The following is a 17,868-nucleotide window of genomic DNA, read 5'->3' as shown; positions in this document are numbered from 1 at the left end:
TCTTTTTGTCAGGTCTAGACATGACGGCAAACAGACGCCTTGCTTAGCCTAAATTTTACTTTGCCTGAAGCCATTTGGACTTGTTCTGCGCTTCCCTAATTAGCGGGCACTTAATTTTTTAAGTGCCCGTTTTTGTTGTTGGATGTAGCAAAAATAGTGCTATTAAGTAGTGTTGAAGAGGGGAATTTTCTTGGGGAATGTTCTCTTAAACTGGTACTATAAGCGGATTTTAAAATTTCTTAATTTGGGCTGAAAGAGTTAGTTATGTGCGGAATTGTTGGCGGGATTGCCGAGCGAAATTTAACCCCGATTTTAGTGGAAGGTTTGCGTCGTCTTGAGTATCGAGGTTATGACTCTTCTGGAGTCGCGTTACTAGCAAATAATGAATTAAAACGCGTCCGTTCAATCGGTAAAATTGCTCAGCTACAAGAAAAAATTGAAGCGCAAAGTGAAGCATTTATCGGTTCTATTGGAATTGCGCACACAAGATGGGCAACGCATGGTATTCCTGCCGAAGAAAATGCGCATCCGCATATTTGCAACAATCGTGTTGCAGTGGTTCATAACGGTATTATCGAAAATCATGTTCAGCTAAAAACCGAACAATTAGCTGCTGGTTATCGTTTTACTTCGCAAACCGATACCGAAGTAATTGCTCATGCGATTGACCAGCATCTTGGCAAGGATAACGATAGTCTGTTGAAGGCGGTACAAGAAACGGTTAAACAGCTTGACGGTGCTTATGCTTTGGGGGTGATTGCTAAAGATCATGATTTGCTGATTGCCACTCGTTGCGGCAGTCCTTTGGTGATCGGTGTCGGTATCGGCGAATATTTTATCGCTTCTGATGTAGCGGCTCTTTTGCCGGTGACGCAAAAATTTATCTTTTTAGAAGAAGGTGATATTGCCGAAATTAAACGTGATCAGCTAACTATTCTGGACGCTAATGGCAATGTTGTGGAACGCGAGGAAACGATATCAAATTTGAGTAGCCAGTCGGTCGAGTTAGGCGAACATCGTCACTATATGCACAAAGAGATTTTCGAGCAGCCGCAATCGGTCATCGATACGCTACAAGGTAGAATCAGTGGCGATTCTGTTTTGGTTTCGGCTTTTGGTCATCAGGCTGAAGAGATTTTTTCTAAGATTGAGCAAGTGCAGATTATTGCCTGCGGAACCAGTTACCACGCAGGTTTGGTGGCGAAATATTGGTTTGAGGATATTATCGGTATGCCGTGTTTGGTGGAAGTGGCTAGTGAATACCGTTATCGTAACCCTGTGATTCGTCCGAATACTTTATTGCTAACCATTAGCCAGTCTGGAGAAACTGCTGATACCTTGGCGGCATTACGTTCTGCTAAAGCGACTCAGGCAGATTTGGCATCACTCACTATTTGCAATGTACCGGAATCGAGCCTGACGCGTGAATCGGATTTGGTCTTTTTGACCCACGCAGGCCCAGAAATCGGTGTTGCCTCGACCAAAGCATTTACTACTCAGCTAGTCGCACTTGCTCTATTCCTGACCGCAATGGGTAGAGTGCAAAACCGTTTAAGTACGGGGCGAGAAAAAGCGATTGTTGCCGGGTTACAGAAGTTGCCGAGCTTGATTCAAAGCGCTTTACAACATGAAGCAGTGATTAAAGACATTGCACAGCAATTTGCCGATAAAGGCAGTGCGCTATTCTTGGGGCGTGGCACCATGTATCCGATAGCGATGGAAGGTGCGCTTAAGCTAAAAGAAATTAGTTATATTCATGCTGAAGCCTATCCGGCAGGGGAGCTGAAACATGGTCCTCTAGCTTTGATCGATGACACTATTCCGGTGATTGCGATTGCGCCAAAAGATGAGCTATTGGAAAAACTAAAATCAAATTTGCAAGAAGTTAAAGCTCGCGGTGGGCAGATGATTGTCTTTGAAGACGAGGATTCTAATGTCAATACCGATGGAGATGATCTGAATGTTATTAAGGCGACTACCAATGTGGGTCGTATCACCGCACCAATTACTTTCAATATCCCTCTTCAATTATTAAGTTATCACGTCGCCTTGATAAAAGGCACCGATGTTGATCAACCTCGAAATCTCGCCAAATCGGTGACTGTAGAATAATCTTTAAGATCTTCTCCTGTTGTTTTTCGGCGCATTGTTTTGCTATGTGCCGTTTGAAACCTTGGTATTCCAGTGCAAGCATTCCCCACCTCGTTATCAGTAGTGGTCAATTATCAAATTCTATAAACTGTTAACCATTTGATTTTAAAAAGTTTTGTTTGCCATTGTGATTGTCAATATAATGAATATGAGGCGACTGTGAAATAAGGTCAGCTGGACTTTTCGTTTTTTGAACTGTAAAGCAAGGTTATTGGTGCGCTATGGCGATGTCTATCAATGCTTCCATTATGGCTTCACAACCTGCGGCGATGATTCCGCAGGCACAGGTAACTGATGCTAATCGTATTGCCGAAAATTCGCCAAAAAGTGCCACCGATAACCGAATCGCCGAGCAAAATAGCGAAGCCTTAAATTCCATTCCAAGCCGCAGAATCCCGTCTACTAGTTCGGTTTCCCAAGAGAATACTTCTTCAAGCACGGACCCAGCTCAGCAGACCCAAGAAGAGCGCTCTGCACAACAACAAATCGATAGCGTAATCAGTCAATTAAAAGCACGTGATCGTGAAGTACGTGCGCATGAACAGGCTCATTTATCTGCTGCCGGAAGTTATGCGACCAGTGGAGCCAGTTACAGTTATCAAACGGGCCCGGACGGCAAGCGCTATGCAATAGGTGGTGAAGTCGGGATTGATACTTCACCGATTGCAAACGATCCAGAAGCGACCCTACAAAAAGCAATGATTGTGCAGCAAGCGGCACTAGCTCCGGCACAACCTTCCACACAAGATTTGCGTGTTGCCAGTGCTGCCTCGCAAATGATGAACGAAGCTCGTGCCGAAATTCTTGAACAACAGCAGGTTGAGATGGATTCCACTTCGTCGCTTGAGGAATCGGAAACACAAGAAAATAGTGGTTCAACGGTCGCAGCTAACCAAATAGATAATCAAGTTGAATCACCAGCCAATCAAATTGAGCCCTTGCAATCGGATTTGATAAAGCAAAATCCCGGCTTACAGCAGCTTGCAATGGAAAGAAGCCAGTTTGAAACGCGCTTAACTCTTAGCAACGTCTTCGCTTAAAAAGCCATTTAATTGCGCTTAAGGTTGTGTTTAACAACCCGACACTTGGCGCGACTCTTCATCCATTTGGAATACCACAAAAATGTCTTGAACGTTTTTGAACGCAAGCCTCAAATCATGCTCTCGAGGATATGCTTTATAAATTTAGCTCAAACGAAGAGTTCGACACCCAGAGGGGCGTTCGAGATAGTAACTTGATTGTCGAGTTGTTAAGTAACAAGAGAATCAAAATCAAATATGAATTTTCAAAAGATTCTAGACTTCAAAGCTTATGTAAAGAAGCTTTTTCGGGATGATATACCGGAATGCTTTCTTCACAAGATTCCGGTATTTAAAACACTTTACATTAGTGTTTGGCTGGGCAGAAGGTATTTTGCATGGTTTCCATTAAGGTTAAGATATCGCGATCGCGAACCTTGCATAGAATTTTGCTGCCTTCGCGGCGTGAAGTTATGATTTCTTTTTCACGAAGAATATCAATATGCTGAGAGATATTACTTTGCGTGGTACCTACTTGTTTGACGATTTCCATGACTGGTAGTTCTTCTTCGCCGATCACGCAAAGAATTTTCAGTCGTAATGGATGGCCCATGGCTTTTAGCGCTTTTGAAGCTTTTTGTATGTTTTCTTCTTTCATTGCAAATGGGATTTCATCCATATTTACTCACCACTTTTTAACTTTATAACGATATTCTGTAATTTATCGCAGATAATTCTAATGAAAAGTGGACTTAGTGTCACCTCTAGGAATTTTTATGCAACGCTAAAAATTTTTGGGCAAAAAACTGAATCTAACTTGAATACTCTCTGCGAAAACATTATAAAGGCAAGATTACGCAGTAATTTACTAAATGGAGAACCTGTGGCGATTTCAAAACTAAAACAAGTCATGTGGGTCAGTTCCGGTGTGGTTCTTGGCGCTTTAATAGCAGTCGGAACCAATGTTTGGGCAGATAAAGAAACCGAATCGGTACAACAAGCCAGTAACTCAATTCCGCTTCAGGAGTTACGCGCTTTTGTCGAAGTCTACGAAAGAATTTCTACCGACTATGTTGATCAGGTTGATGATAAACAACTTCTAGAAGGGGCAATTAGCGGCATGTTGTCCAGCCTTGATCCGCATTCTGCTTACCTTCCGCCAGTTGATGCCAAAGAGATGGAAGAGCATACTCGTGGTGAATTCGGTGGTCTTGGTATGGAAGTCGGTATGGAAGATGGCTTCGTTAAAGTGATTTCGCCAATTGATGATACCCCGGCTCAAGAAGCGGGAATGCAAGCTGGCGATTTGATTATTAAATTGGGTTCTGAACCGGTCAAGGGAAAAACGCTGAGCGAAGCGGTTAAGATCATGCGCGGTAAGCCAGGTACGAAGCTTGAGCTTACGGTGGTGCGCAAGGGCGAAGATGCTCCGTTAAAAGTTGAATTGACGCGTGCCGTTATTAAAGTAAAAAGTATTAAGCAGCGTATGCTTAAGGACGAGATAGGCTATGTTCGAATCAGTCAGTTCCAAGTTCGCACTGGCCAAGATTTGCTGAAAGCGGTAGATAAGTTGGAGCAAGAAAATGGCAAACCGCTTGCCGGTCTGGTTTTAGATTTACGAAATAATCCAGGTGGCGTTTTAACTGCGGCGGTAGAAGTTTCCGATGCATTCTTGAATGAAGGTTTGATTGTTTATACCGAGGGGCGTATTCGTAACTCGCAAATGCGTTTCTCTGCTGAAGATGGCGATATTATGAACGGCAAGCCGGTAGTGGTATTGGTTAATGAGGGCTCTGCTTCAGCTTCGGAAATCGTTTCCGGTGCGTTGCAAGATCAGAAACGAGCGATTATTGCCGGTCGCGATACCTTCGGTAAAGGCTCGGTGCAAACGCTAATGCAGTTGAATAACGGCGCAGCAATGAAAATGACTACTGCGCGATACTTTACTCCTTCGGGTCGTTCGATTCAGGCAGAAGGGATTGTTCCAGATGTTGAAATCGACCGTCTGAAAGTCGAGAAAGTCGAAGCAAAAATTGAACGTGTTAAAGAAAAAGATCTTTCCGGTCACCTAGAAGGTGACGAAGAGAAGAAAGTCGCGAACGGTGAAAAGCCTTCAGAAAATGAAGACGGCATTACCGAAGAAACGGCTGAAATTCTTGAGAAAGACTTTGAATTAAGTGAAGCGATGCGTTTGGTTAAAACGATGATTTTGGCGCAACAGCTTAAATAAGATTCGATTATTGAATCTCTAGAAAGCCACCGTATTGAGTTTGATACGGTGGCTTTTTTGTATGTCGCTAAGAACAATGTTTATCAACTTGGAACGGGAGAACGTTATGAGCCGAGTGTTAGTGCCTCTGGCACAGGATTGCGAAGAGTTGGAAGCGGTCACCATCACCGATATTCTCGTGCGAGGTGGTGTTGAAGTGGTTACTGCAAGTTTAGATGACAACCGCATTATTACTGCCAGTCGCGGTATGCAGCTAGTGGCGCAGAAAACCTTAGATGAAGTGCTAGTTGAGAAGTTTGATTTAATCGCACTCCCGGGCGGTTTACCGGGCGCGGACTATCTGCAAGCCGATTTGCGACTGCGCCAGCTATTGCAAGATACGGTCAAACAAGGCGGTCTTGCGGCTGCGATTTGTGCGGCACCGCAGGTCTTGGTCAGTGCCGGTTTATTGGATGGTAAACAAGCCACAAGCTACCCGGGTGTAATCAATAAAGCTCCGGCAGCAGATATGCAATATCTTGAGACGCCAGTGGTTCAAGACGGGCAGATCATCACTTCGCGTGGTCCGGGAACGGCGATGGATTTTGCTTTGCACTTGGTCGAAATATTACAAGGTCAAGAAATCAGAGCCCAAGTTGAAGCGGCTCTGGTGCGTCCTTAAATTTTATTCCGCTTTCTTTCCATAAGCACCGCCGCCCGGCGTATGCATTAATAACATATCGCCGGAGGCAAAAACTTCGCTGAAGGTGCTATTTAGCCACGTTACCTGCTGCATTCCCGCTTTTTGCAGACCGTGTTGCCCAGTTTGTCCATTCTCGCCGCCAGCCATGCCATATGGCGCTATTTGGCGGTGATTGCTCAAGACTGAAACGGTCATCGGTTTCAAGAATTCAATATGTCGTTCACAACCATGGCCGCCATTGAATGCGCCGCGACCGCCGCTATTTTTACGAACCGCAAAGCGGCGTAAACGAACCGGGTACCGTAGCTCGAATATTTCCGGATCGGTCAGGCGTGAGTTAGTCATATGGCTATGTACCGCGTCTTCACCATGATAGTTTTTACCAGCTCCGGTTCCGCCGCATAGCGTTTCGTAGTACTGCCAAGTGTTATCGCCGAAAGTCAGGTTGTTCATAGTACCTTGTGAGGCGGCTTGGATTTGCAGTGCGGCATACAGAGTGTCAGTGACTACCTGCGAGGTCTCGACATTGCCGGCTACAACGGCTGCCGGATATTGTGGATTGAGGATTGAGCGTTTCGGCACAATTAAATCAATCGGACGTAAAAAACCGTCATTCAAAGCAATCGGCTGGTCGATCAGGGTGCGCAGGACATACAAGGTTGCCGCACGCGTAATCGCATAAGGCGCATTGAAATTATTGTTCTGTTGTGGGCTACTGCCGCTGAAATCGATGCAGGCACGACCTTGTTGTTGATCAATGCGGATACTAACGCAGATTTGCGCACCTTGGTCGGTTTGATAGCAGAATTCACCGTCGTCTAAAGTCGGTAACAGGGCTTTTACTGCGTTTTCGGAATGCGCCAAGACAAAGCGCATATAGCGATTCACTTCGGTATTGCCGACCTGTTGGCAAAGCTGTTGCAAGCCGCTAATCCCAGCTTGATTGGCGGCTATCTGCGCCTGTAAATCATGCATGTTCTGCGTTAGGTTTCGCACCGGATATTTAGCTCCGGTAAAGGCATCTTGTAAACTCTGCTGCTGCAAAGTACCACCAAGCAAAACCGGCACACAGTCCAATAATACGCCTTCCTGTTCAATATGTTCGCTGTCGGCCGGCATTGAGCCCGGTGTCAAACCGCCAACATCAGCATGATGACCGCGTGATGCCACATAGTATTGGCACCTTCCATCGACGAAAACCGGCGAAATCAAGGTAATGTCCGGCAGATGGGTGCCGCCAGCGTAAGGGTTGTTCAGTGCATAGGCATCGCCTGCCTTTAGTGTATTACCATGTCGTTCAATTAAGGTTTTCACCGATTCGCCCATTGAACCAAGATGTACCGGAACATGCGGCGCATTGGCGATTAACTGGCCTTGCGCATCAAACAGTGCACAGCTGAAATCAAGGCGTTCTTTGATATTGACCGAGTGCGCGGTTTTGGCCAAGACTGCGCCCATCTGCTCGGCGATTGCCATAAAACGGTGGTTAAACAGCCCGAGTTTAATCGGATCAACTCTGTCGCTATCCACTTGTTTGTCCTCAGTGGTGCTTGCCGATTTATTTATCTGCAAGCTGAATTGGCCGTCGGCAAGCAGTTGTCCGTGCCAGTTCGCGGGTAAATAAATGGTGCCGGTTGATTCTAAAATTAATGCCGGTCCGCAAATTTCTTGTGCCTGTGCTAGTTCGTGACGTTGATAGACATTAGTCTTGTGCCAAGCGCCATTACTGAAAGTTTGTACCTGTTCAATCGGTTCAGCAGGATTATCGGAAAAATGGCTTTGCGGTTGCGCCTGATGTACTTCGCTCATGGCTTCTACCGTGATGCTGTGAATCAAAATGTCGGCATCTAGGCTAAATCCGAACTGGCGTTGATGGCTGTCGGTAAACTGCCGTTGGTATTGGTTGAAATCGGCATCGTTCTGCATAGCGATATCTAGTGTGGTATCGCTGCCTTTGTAGTGCAAGTGTAGCGTGATTTTCGCTTCTGAGAACGGTGCGTTCTGAGCTTCAAGTTCGTCAATGGCGGCTTTTTTTTGCGAGGCAATGTCTGCGCTAAGGTTTGCCAAATCACTAAGCGGGTTTTGATAGGAGCGGGTGTTTAATACCGAACTTTGCGCCAAGCCCATTCCATAAGCGGACAGCACGCCGGAATAAGGGTGTAGCAATACCTTTTGCATGCCGAGTTTCTCAGCAACCGCACAAGCATGTTGACCGCCGGCGCCGCCAAAACTGACCAAAGTGTAATTTTGCAAATCATAACCGCGCTGGGTAGAAATTTTCTGCACTGCATCGGCCATGGTTTCCACGGCGATATTTAGTGCACCCTCAGCAAGTTGTTCGGCCTGCATATTGAGCTCAGCAGCCATCGCCGAGAATTTTGTTCGTACCGCCGTGCTATCCAATGGCTGGTCAGCATTTTCGCCGAACACCGCCGGAAAATGCTGGCTCTGGATTCTGCCTAGAAGAACATTCGCATCGGTCACTGTCAGCGGGCCGCCACGACGATACGCGCAAGGGCCGGGATTGGCTCCGGCTGATTCAGGTCCGACGCGGACTTCGCCATGATGGCTATGAATAATGGAACCGCCACCGGCTGCCACAGTATGAATATCCAGCATCGGTACGCGCATTTGCACGCCAGCGACGTTGGTTTCGAAATTGCGTTGCAGTTCACCGGCGTAATGCGAAACATCGGTTGAGGTTCCGCCCATATCGAAACCGATGATTTGTTGTTCACCGGCCAGTTCAGCGGTTTTGACTGCGCCGACAATTCCACCGGCCGGGCCGGAAAGAATCGCATCCTTACCTTGAAAATGTTGTGCCTGACATAAGCCGCCATGTGATTGCATAAACTGTAAATCGACTCCCGGCAACTGGCTCGCTACTTGTTGTACATAGCGATGCAGAATTGGGCTGAGATAAGCATCAACCACGGTGGTGCGACCGCGGGAAACATATTTAATCAGGGCTGAGGTCTGAGCTGAGGTAGATATTTGTGCAAAGTCCAGCTCCTTTGCCCATGCAGCGATTTGCAATTCATGCGCCGGATTTAAATAGCTGTGTAGCATGACGATTGCCAAGGCTTGGAAACCTTGTGCTTTTAGTTCGGCGAGCGCCTGTTTGGTGGTCGCTTCATCCAAGGCTTCGATTTCAGTACCTTGTGCATCTAGACGTCCGCTGACTTCGATAGCCGTTTGATAAAGTGGTTTTGGCGTGCGCACTTCGAGGGCAAAAATATCCGGGCGGTTTTGGTAACCGATTTTCAAGGCATCGGCAAAACCCTGATTGGTAATTAACGCAACGGCTTCGCCTTTTCGCTCCAAAAGAGCATTGGTGGCGACCGTGGTGCCCATTTTGACACAGCTGATTTGCGACACGTCAATCGCTTGTTCGGCCGGTGTTTGCAGAAAATGGCGGATGCCGGCAATTGCGGCATCGGAATACTGTTCTGGATTTTCCGACAATAATTTATGGGTTTGTAGATTTCCATCCGGTTGCATTGCAACAATGTCGGTGAAAGTGCCGCCACGGTCTATCCAAAATTGCCACTGTTTACTGTTCATCCATTTGCCCGACTTGCCATCAAAATTGGCGCTTATTATACGGATTGAGTCAAGTGAGCAAAAGCTGAAGGGGTTTGACTGCCAAGGACAGGAAAAATTTGCAGCAGGCAGGTATCATAGGCATATTTTCTAAAGAATGAGATTCCATGCCGAAGTCTTTAACGCAAACGAAATTTTCGATGTTAAAAACCATTAGCCATTGGCGCTTTTGGTTACGTTCAGCAGTGCGCTTTCAACAGCAGAAAGGCACTGATGCGGTGGCGATTTTGGCCTATACTTCGCTGGTCGGTATTGTGCCGATGCTTGGTTTTATGTTGGCGTTGTTTTCAGTTTCTAGCTACTTTGAAGAGTTTGAGCAGTTGGTGATGGAACAGGTGATCGCTAACTTAATGCCGAGTTCGCAACCGGTGATTCAAGATTATCTATTTATCTTTTCGGAAAAAGCCACCAGTTTGAAATGGCCGGGGCTAGTGGTGATGTTGATTACCACTTTAATGTTGCTATGGAAAGTTGACCAAAAACTCAACGAGCTTTGGCCGGAAGTGCGTAAGCGCCGCTGGTGGGTCAGTTTATTGCATTATCTCGGTATCAGCCTGTTCGGCCCGATTTTGTTGGGTTTAAGCTTGGTTATTAGTACAACGATTCTGACCTTGCCTCTGATAAGTGATACCACGCCGTTTATTGAGAAGCTCTTGTTTGGTTTGAAAATCATTCCGGTGATGCTGTCTTGGCTAGGCTTTACTCTGTTGTTTAAGTTTGTTCCTGCCTGCTATGTTTCGATGCGTGCGGCAGCGATTGGCGGCTTCTTGGCTATGGCGCAGATGGAGCTATTAAAGGTCGGTTTTGCCGCTTATGTGAAGCTGTTTCCAACCTATGATTTGATTTACGGAGCCTTTGCCGCAGTGCCGCTGTTTCTATTGTGGCTATATTTGACGTGGTTTATTGTCATTTGGAATGGTGCCGTTGTCGCTACTTTAAGCGAACAGTATCGTGGTTGGCGTGATGAAAATAGCGTTCAAAACGCTGTAAACAGATAATTGCTGACGTATTCCGAGCATGGCTAAAACGTTTCCTATTTCTAAAAGCCTACTATTGCTGGCCTTGTTGTTGCCGGCAGTTTTTGCGCATCTTTTTGTCGGTTATAACGGCTTGAATTGGCAGAGCCTCAGCGGCGGATTAAATCCGCAACAATGGTTTATTTTGCAGGAATTGCGTTTGCCGCGAGTGGTCATGGCAATGGTGGTTGGTGCTGGTTTGGCGGTGGCAGGCGTTGCCCTACAAGCGCTGTTTCGTAATCCTTTGGCAGAGCCCGGCTTGATTGGTGTCGCCAGCAGTTCGGCTTTTGGCGCGGTATTTATTATGGTACTCGGCGGGGTTATTTGGCAGCAGGTCGCTTTGTGGCAGGTCGGTGTATCGGCTTTTGTTGTCGGCTTATTGGCGACTTGGCTTATCTATCGTCTAGCAACCAATAAAGGACAAACCGATGTCGCTTTGATGTTGTTAGCTGGTGTTGCGGTTAATGCCTTAATGGGCGCAGGTACGCAGATGCTGCTGAGTATTGCCGACCTTGTTGAACTGCGTTCAGTGACTTTCTGGTTAATGGGATCTTTGGTTAATCTGCCGTGGTCATCGGTGTTGTTGGTGAGTGTCATCGTGCTGTTATCGACCATGATGTTATGGCGCTTGGTGCGTTCGATGAATGCGTTTGTGCTCGGTGAGCATAGCGCGACCTATCTCGGTTTTGATAATGACCGTTTTAAATGGCAGGTGATTTTCTTTAGCGCCTTGATGGTCAGTACCGCAGTGGCACTGGTGGGCGTAATCGGTTTTGTCGGTTTGGTGGTACCGCATATGATTCGTCTTTGGGTTGGTGCAGACCATCGATTAGTGTTGCCGCTCAGTGCTTTAGGCGGCGCTTTGTTACTGGTCTTGGCGGATTGGTTAGCTCGAATTTTATTGTATCCTCTGGAACTGCCGATTGGTTTATTGATGGCGTTATTGGGCGCGCCGTTCTTTTTAATGATGCTGCTTAAGCGCCGCCAAGGATGGCAGTAATGGACGCGATTAAATGCCATAACCTCAGTTTTCAGCAGGGCGAGAAATGCTTGTTAAGCCGAGTTAATGCGAGTTTTATTGCCGGAAAGGTGAATTTGATTCTCGGCCAAAACGGAGCCGGTAAATCAACGCTGTTAAAACTTTTGGCAAAAAGTCAGCAACCGTCCTCTGGGGTTATCGATTGGCGTGAGCAAGATTTGCAGACACTGCCATTACCAGAACTGGCTTTGCAAAGAGCGGTAGTCGAGCAGCAGCAAACCATGCAATTTGATTTTAGTGTCCGTCAGTTGGTTAGTCTGGGGTTGGAGATTCAGCTTGGCAGTGAATTGGTGAAAGCCTATCAGCATGTTGCTGATTTTGATGTAGTGTTAAACCGGATTTTGCAAATTTGCGATTTAGGCGATTTGGCTGAACGCTCGGTTCTTAATTTATCTGGCGGTGAATTCAAACGTGCTCATCTGGCGCGGGCTTTGGCGCAAATCTGGCCGCTTCAACAAACAGCGCAAGAGCAACCTGATTTTTCCGGTAAATGGCTCTTGTTGGACGAATGGAATGCCGCTTTGGATATGCGCCATCAACAGTGTTTCGCGAGTTTGCTGAAAACTTGGTGCGCGCAAGGCTTGGGAGTGATTATGGTGGTGCATGATCTACCGTTGGCGCAACAATTGGCCGATCGAGTGTTATTGTTAAAAGACGGCCAAGTCTTTGCCGAAGGCGATTCGCAGACGGTTTTACAGAAAACGACCTTAGAAAACGGTTTGCAGATGCAGTTGCAAATCGTCGAGCAGTCGGACGGTAAGACAATGCTTTTGCCGAAATTTTAACCATTTTTATTTGTGAAACTATCTCGTGCAAAGCTCTCAGTAGGGCTTAAGGTATCTAAAATCAGTTGTTTGGCGACTGTAAAATCGACTTTACCATTCAATTCTAAAACCGGTACTTCGCCAAGGCGTTGCCGATAAGTTTCGGCATCAGGCGTAATCCCGTTTTTTAAAAATTCGCCCTCAGCTGAGCAATAGAATGGACCCGGACTTTTCATTAAGGCCGGAATCAATTCTGGCGATGCTTCTAAGGTTGTCTGTTTAATCGAAGTGGTTTGGTCGCTATTAACCTGCCAATTCAGGATGACTAGATAATCCAGTTTAGCTTCGCCTTGATAACAATTCGGCCAGAAAATCTTATCAACCGGTGCGTCATATTTGAGCTCTAAGGCGCGTAGTTCTTCTTGTGGCATTGCCAAAAAATCGGCGCGCTGTTGCTCGTTCATAAGTGGATGCAGGCGAGAATTATGCACGATCGTGCCGGGATTGATTCGCGGTTGTTTTGGAATGCCGCGCATGCTTAACCCTGTATCGGTAAGGTGATCAAACAGCAGACGATCGTTGCTGATAAAGTGTTCGCCATCTTCCAATAACTGCAACATCAAGGTTGATTTTCCACCGCCGGATAGACCGGCAATCGCCAAGCCTTTTCCTTTAATTTGCAGGCCTGCCGCATGTCCAAGTAGCCAATCTTCTCGCAAGTGTTGATTAAGGTATTGGGTCAGAATGAAATTAATCATTTGATTTGGGTGCTGTTCTGCCGGCCCGAAAGCCATTAGCGCATCGTGTGAATTATTGGTGCTCGGTTGCACAAACAGCATGCCGGTTTTAACTTTATGTAACAGACGAATATCGCCATGGGTAAAATGCAGATCGTATACTGCGTCTTTGCGGCCACTTTTACCGGCTTCTCGCAACCAATCTTCCCAAGGCGTGGCGGCAATCAGAGTCGCTGCATCAGTGCTTTGCCAAAGGTAAATCTCTGTGACGAGGGGGTGGTTATCGTTTGGCGCTTGCCAAGTAGCCTGTCCAACAAAGTAGTCGTGCAATTCATTCAGTAGATTCTGCGAATTACTGAAAAGACGATAGCTCGCTTGCGGCAGAATCAGCCAAAGGTTCTGGGCAAGTGCTTGCGGTTTATGACTGATTAATTGTTGGTACAAGGCTGTCGGGTTACTCATAAATTCAGAATCGTTTCCGGTTTAGTCGGCAGGATTGATCGCGTTGGATTGCTGTTCGGCTCGCAAGTCGGCAATCACATAGTCTACATAAGCGCCGGCCATATTCAATCCCAAGCCTTCTTGTGCGCCTTTAAAACCACCGAATGCAGAAACTTCGAAGCAGACCGGACCATTATCGGTTTCGGCAATATCGACCGTTGTGTAGGCTAAATCAAATTGCGCTTGAGCCTTACGAGCCATGTCGATAATTTCTTGATTCGGACAGACTTCTGCATATTTTCCGCCGGAATGAATCGTGGTGTTCCAACTCTCGCCATTACCGACACGGGCATAAGCGCCTTGGTATTCGCCACCTAAAAAAATCAACCCCATATCATGACCGGGCAAATTGAGTTTTTGTTGAATATAGAAGAATTTGTGTACATCGTAAAATTCTTGTAATTCATTAAGGATTTTCTTATCGCTTTGCTCTGAACTGATGACCTGCATGCCGCGTGCTTTGGTTGAAAACAAGGGCTTTAGAACCACTTCGCCAAAATCTTTGACGGCATTTAATGCCGCATTGATATCTTCGGTAATCACGGTTTTCGGCATTGGAATTTTCGCTCTTGCCAGTGATACTGTACAGCTCATGCGATCAACCAGACGAATGATTTCACACGGCTTTGAATACACCTTGACGCCGCACGATTCAACAAAGCGGAGAATTTCCAAGCGGTCAAGTACCATCGGGCTATAGGTCTGCGAGATTTTTTTGATGATTATTGCATCAAGTTCACAGAGACAAGTTCCGTTGTAGGTGACGGTCGGCATGGATAAATCCGCTACGACTTTCTCGATATCGATGACGCAACGGAAGCCGGTTTTGGCTTCTATCTCATCAGCAAGCACTTCGGTCGACCATTTGCCGGGAATGCCGACCACGCCGATTTTGAGTTGCTCAACAGCTTTAATCACGGAATAGCTCCTTAGGTAACTGGTAGTTTTTATATTCTTGTTTATCGATTTGGCTAAGATGTTCCAGTAAGAAGCGCCCTTTATAGAGCATAGATCGAGCGTGTTCTTTATCGAGAACAAAACGGGTTGAGCTGATAAAAGAACGCGCTAAACCTAAAGCCATGCGCAAAGCATAGTCATTATCGTTATTTTGTTCGGCGTAATCCGCACCGAAGTCGTAAATTGCTTGCATACTCAAGCGAATGCGTTGGCGGATTTTTGGGTCATATTGTTTTAATCGGTAGAAAGAGACCATTAATACCGATAAATCCTGACTGTAATCCTGATATTCGGAGCGATGCAGATCGATGAAATTAATCTCGCACTTAATAACATCGAAGAGAATATTATCGACATTGAAATCGCCGTGAATATAAACCGCTTTGGCCGGTTGTAGCTTTTCTTCTAGCTTGGCGGCTTGTTTAATCAGTTTTTCCAGCGAGGGCTGTTTGGCATCACCAATCTGTAGACCTTTTAAATTGAATTCCGGGTGTACCGCATAGATGCTACTGAGACGTTTCTGTAATTGCGACATAAAGCTAGTCGGCATACGTTTTTCTTGTTCGGTCGCCTGCCAAATCTCGGTTAAGGTCGAGAACAGACAGTTCAGCCCGTCTTGTAAGACTTTGCGATTATCTAGGAGTAATTTGTCGAAAGTCTGGCCTGTTAGATACTCAAACAATAGGGCGGCTTTATCACCTTGTTTTTGGTAGGAATACACTTCCGGAGCGATACCAGGGAATTTTTCATGCCAAGTTTCGATGCCGATTTTCTCTTCCAGCAGTTTCTTTTTCTGGCCTTCTTTGAAAATTGCCAATACTTCGTCTTGTGCTTCGCTGGCAGAGGCCACACCAGAAATAGTGCAACCGGATTTGGTTTCGCCCATCGGGTGAATATGAATCTGCTGTTCGGCAAGATCGAAATCCATTTCCGATAAAGTGGCTTCCAGTTTTTGATAACTGTCGATTTCGATGAATTGACCCAGTTTACCGGAAATCACGCCTTCGCCGACTTTTAGCAGCGTCTTGGCCATGTACTGAATATCTTTGACGACAAAGCTGCTTTGTATCAGATCGTCTTCGTATTTTTCCTGTAGCTTTTGCTGATAACGTTTCAGCTGTTGGCTACAGGCTTTTTCGATACGTGCTTGTAATTGGCAAATGTCAATCGATAGAGTCAGATCGTCGCTTTCGATGGCAGGTTCAATCAATTCCAAACCATTATAGAGATCTTGAAGAGCCGCTAAAACACGGCGCTTTTGCAAGTTTTTTAAAGGGTCGTTACGCTGTAATTGATAGCTTACCGTTTCTAATTGGCGTGACAGACTGATTAAGCTGTAAGAGACATGCTCGTAACCTTGAATTTCCGCACGATAATCCCCGCTGCTGTTTTGAATGGTCCGGTAAGCGCGATTCAGTAGGCTAAGGTGTGCGTTTTCGATATAAGCGGTGCGACTCAGGCTTTTCTTAAAGCTGTCCGGATCGGCATCGCGAATCCCCTCGATAAGTGCCAGTAGCTGTTTTTGCAAATCGATAAGGAGAAAGCGCAGGCTCTCATAGATTTCTGGAAACAATTTGTTCATTCTGCTAGCGTGCTTATATTAAGAGGATTTTTTAGGCTTTTTAGCCTTAATGAATAACGGCTCTTTGTCCGGCTCATCATCATTTTTCTGATTCCAGGTGAGCTTGATACGTAAGCTTTGGCTCTTTTTGGTAGTACTGGCTTTAAGGCTCATCAATGTTAGATCGTTTGGCTGTAAGAGCAGTTTTTCATCACCGTCGGAAAGCAGAATTTCACCTTTTTGAATCGCTTTTGCCAAGGCTTGTAAATAGTCGACCACTGCATCGCGATCCTGCAGAGATTCATGTTCAAAGTAGTCTGTTTTCTTGGCCATGTCTCTCTCCTTTTAGACCCTAGAATGCAGTCAGTTAGACTAGCAAACTTTCTTGCCAAGTTTGATGACCTGGCTCAAAGTTACGTTGTAAAACACCGAGTGAAAAACGGTTAGTGCTCAAAGCGTTGACCGTACCATAAGTGTTGAATATTGTCACGGCAGCCGCTCCAGGCGCTAGATGGCTCTTGGCGCGACAGTTGGCGTTAAGTTCGGCGTCACATTCAATGTGCAATAGTTTGTTACGCAACACCAATTGTTGACCATTGACATGAGAACGGTGGCCGTTAACCAGAGCGAAAATTCCCTGGTTCTTAAGAGATTGCACGCCGAGTTCACTGAGTGGATTGTCTTTGTCACGATATTTGGTACGCACGACATTGCCCAGTTCGCTGTAGTAGATTTCGAAAATCTTACCTTGTCGCAGCTTGTCGTTGAATTCTAGATTAATCTGCTCGAAGCCTTCATCCAAAATGCGATGTACGATACGGTCATCAACACCGGCGTGGCAGAACAGGTAGCTACCATGGCGTTGCATCAGTTCCAAATTTTGGAAGAACCAGTAAAACTCGCCGTCCGGCTCGATAAAGAGCTGTTTGGCTTTTTCTACCGCCAGCGCCAGATGTTGCCAATCGTAGCCGTATTCGCGCCATGCCTTGATAAAGTCGATGCGTTTCTTGCGAATCTGTTTGAGCTCTTTTTTAATCTGTTTCGCTGTCATGAAGTTGCAAGCGTACTTTGGAAAGAGTTCAAACCACTCTTCATCCGGCATTAGCGAATTTTCAATCCAGCTCGACGGGGTTTTCGGTAACGGCATCTCGGCACAATATTGCTGATAGACCTCGGCAAACAGCGAAGCTGCTTTGCGTCCCATACGTACAAAAAAATGTGCTTGGCGGAGATCGTCCTGAAAGTCGGTCGCCAATAGACCGGCATAGACGCGTAAGTCATGATTGCCGGCAAGGATTTGTAAATCCAAATTGGATTCGACTAGGCGTTTTAGCAGACGGAAAAGTGCTAGATTACTTGGGCCTTTGTCAAAGCAGTCGCCGCCGATAATTACGCTGGCATCCGAGGCTTTTTCGGTCAATAGCGGATTTTCTAATGTGGATTCAGCTGCCAATAAACCACCAAGTTTCAGAGAAGCCAACAAGGCATCTGCGTCGGCATGCAAATCGCAAATAAAGTGGACGGTTTTCTGCGGCGCTATCCAGTTGTGCGGCGGAAGATTATTCGATGAAGCAGATGCATTGAATAGTAATGTCGACATGGCTTTTC

Annotated in this window: 14 protein-coding genes; 7 read left to right on the top strand and 7 right to left on the bottom strand. The window is 46.2% G+C overall.

The window, feature by feature from the left end; genetic code table 11:
* Positions 1–264 precede the first annotated feature (264 nt).
* A complete protein-coding gene (gene glmS / locus J3998_RS10260; protein WP_208150573.1) occupies positions 265–2,112 on the top strand; it encodes a glutamine--fructose-6-phosphate transaminase (isomerizing) in 1,848 nt (615 codons plus the stop codon).
* A 260-nt stretch (positions 2,113–2,372) separates the two neighbouring features.
* The gene (locus J3998_RS10255) at positions 2,373–3,191 is read left to right on the top strand and encodes a putative metalloprotease CJM1_0395 family protein (protein WP_208150572.1); all 819 of its coding nucleotides are present in this window, start codon (positions 2,373–2,375) and stop codon (positions 3,189–3,191) included.
* A gap of 346 nt (positions 3,192–3,537) precedes the next feature.
* Here the strand turns inward: J3998_RS10255 and J3998_RS10250 are convergent, their stop codons facing one another.
* Positions 3,538–3,849 (bottom strand): ArsR/SmtB family transcription factor, encoded by a 312-nt coding sequence (locus tag J3998_RS10250; protein WP_208150571.1) that lies wholly within the window; start codon positions 3,847–3,849, stop codon positions 3,538–3,540.
* Positions 3,850–4,080: 231 nt separating this feature from the next.
* Between J3998_RS10250 and J3998_RS10245 the strand changes: the two genes are divergently transcribed.
* Both J3998_RS10245 and J3998_RS10240 read left to right on the top strand, forming a co-directional pair.
* Entirely contained in the window at positions 4,081–5,400 is a 1,320-nt protein-coding gene (locus J3998_RS10245; RefSeq protein ID WP_208150575.1) for a S41 family peptidase, read from the top strand.
* A gap of 106 nt (positions 5,401–5,506) precedes the next feature.
* A complete protein-coding gene (locus J3998_RS10240) occupies positions 5,507–6,061 on the top strand; it encodes a DJ-1 family glyoxalase III (protein ID WP_208150570.1) in 555 nt (184 codons plus the stop codon).
* Positions 6,062–6,064: 3 nt separating this feature from the next.
* Here J3998_RS10240 and J3998_RS10235 read toward each other — a convergent pair whose 3' ends face one another.
* A complete protein-coding gene (locus J3998_RS10235) occupies positions 6,065–9,646 on the bottom strand; it encodes a hydantoinase B/oxoprolinase family protein (RefSeq protein WP_208150569.1) in 3,582 nt (1,193 codons plus the stop codon).
* 146 nt (positions 9,647–9,792) lie between these two features.
* On the opposite strand from J3998_RS10235, the gene J3998_RS10230 reads away from it, so the two are divergent.
* The 3 genes from J3998_RS10230 to J3998_RS10220 are packed head-to-tail and all read left to right on the top strand — an operon-like array spanning position 9,793 to position 12,525.
* Entirely contained in the window at positions 9,793–10,683 is an 891-nt protein-coding gene (locus J3998_RS10230; protein ID WP_208150568.1) for a YihY family inner membrane protein, read from the top strand.
* 19 nt (positions 10,684–10,702) lie between these two features.
* Positions 10,703–11,701: a FecCD family ABC transporter permease gene (locus tag J3998_RS10225; protein WP_208150567.1), complete on the top strand. Its 999-nt coding sequence runs from the start codon at positions 10,703–10,705 to the stop codon at positions 11,699–11,701.
* Complete coding sequence (locus J3998_RS10220) at positions 11,701–12,525, top strand: ATP-binding cassette domain-containing protein (protein WP_208150566.1); 825 nt, start codon at positions 11,701–11,703, stop codon at positions 12,523–12,525. The genes J3998_RS10225 and J3998_RS10220 overlap by 1 nt, the downstream gene beginning before the upstream one ends.
* On the opposite strand, the gene J3998_RS10215 is transcribed toward J3998_RS10220, so the two are convergent.
* Genes J3998_RS10215 through J3998_RS10195 form a run of 5 tightly spaced genes read right to left on the bottom strand, consistent with a single transcriptional unit; the run spans position 12,522 to position 17,860 of the window.
* Entirely contained in the window at positions 12,522–13,703 is a 1,182-nt protein-coding gene (locus tag J3998_RS10215; RefSeq protein WP_208150565.1) for an HprK-related kinase B, read from the bottom strand. The genes J3998_RS10220 and J3998_RS10215 overlap by 4 nt on opposite strands.
* 21 nt (positions 13,704–13,724) lie before the next feature.
* Complete coding sequence (locus tag J3998_RS10210) at positions 13,725–14,660, bottom strand: GAK system ATP-grasp enzyme (protein ID WP_208150564.1); 936 nt, start codon at positions 14,658–14,660, stop codon at positions 13,725–13,727.
* Entirely contained in the window at positions 14,653–16,281 is a 1,629-nt protein-coding gene (locus tag J3998_RS10205) for a phosphotransferase (RefSeq protein WP_208150563.1), read from the bottom strand. Before J3998_RS10205 ends, J3998_RS10210 begins: the two co-directional genes overlap by 8 nt.
* A gap of 18 nt (positions 16,282–16,299) precedes the next feature.
* Positions 16,300–16,593: an amphi-Trp domain-containing protein gene (locus J3998_RS10200; RefSeq protein WP_208150562.1), complete on the bottom strand. Its 294-nt coding sequence runs from the start codon at positions 16,591–16,593 to the stop codon at positions 16,300–16,302.
* Between the two features lie 34 nt (positions 16,594–16,627).
* The gene (locus tag J3998_RS10195) at positions 16,628–17,860 is read right to left on the bottom strand and encodes a metallophosphoesterase (protein ID WP_208150561.1); all 1,233 of its coding nucleotides are present in this window, start codon (positions 17,858–17,860) and stop codon (positions 16,628–16,630) included.
* Positions 17,861–17,868: the final 8 nt, after the last annotated feature.

The sequence above is a fragment of the Thiomicrorhabdus marina genome (assembly GCF_017571465.1).
Lineage (GTDB): Bacteria > Pseudomonadota > Gammaproteobacteria > Thiomicrospirales > Thiomicrospiraceae > Thiomicrorhabdus > Thiomicrorhabdus marina.
The sequence above is the reverse complement of the archived record's forward strand: the minus strand, read 5'-3'. Positions and strand labels throughout refer to the sequence as shown.